The organism is Sphingomonas sp. CCH9-F2 (genome assembly GCF_001556735.1).
GTDB classification, from domain to species: Bacteria; Pseudomonadota; Alphaproteobacteria; order Sphingomonadales; family Sphingomonadaceae; genus Sphingomonas; species Sphingomonas ginsenosidimutans.
In genome coordinates this window covers 1-366 of the sequence record NZ_LSJO01000305.1, presented here as the reverse complement: position 1 = coordinate 366, position 366 = coordinate 1, and the positions used below count along the sequence as shown (strand labels likewise).

Genomic DNA, 366 nt, shown 5'->3' with positions numbered 1-366 from the left:
CGTCGGCGCGAACGCCGGCGATCAGCTCGTTGAAGCGCATCTGGATCGGTTGCTGAATCTCTGTTCGGTTGCCGATCAGCGGTTTCATCCGCTCCTCGATGCGGCGAAGGATGTCCTCCTTGCTCTTAACCTCCGCCGGCCACTCGTCCTCTGGCTTTGGAATCACATAGGTATCCGACGCATTGGGCGGCATCGGATCGGTGCCGAGATCGGCGTTGCCGTTCTTAGAGAAGACCAGCGCCACCTCCGGCAGCGTCTTCAATGCATTCTCGATCTGAAGCTGCATCTGTGTCGACTGATCGATCGACGCCGATGGCACGCGGAAGTTGGTGACGGTTATGTCCTTCTCGTCGAGCTGCGGCATGA

The 366-nt window shown here is 59.0% G+C and carries 1 protein-coding gene; it reads right to left on the bottom strand.

The features are described from left to right. Nucleotides 1-366: efflux RND transporter permease subunit (locus AX685_RS08965; RefSeq protein WP_197418541.1), on the bottom strand; the 366-nt coding region annotated here is incomplete at both ends.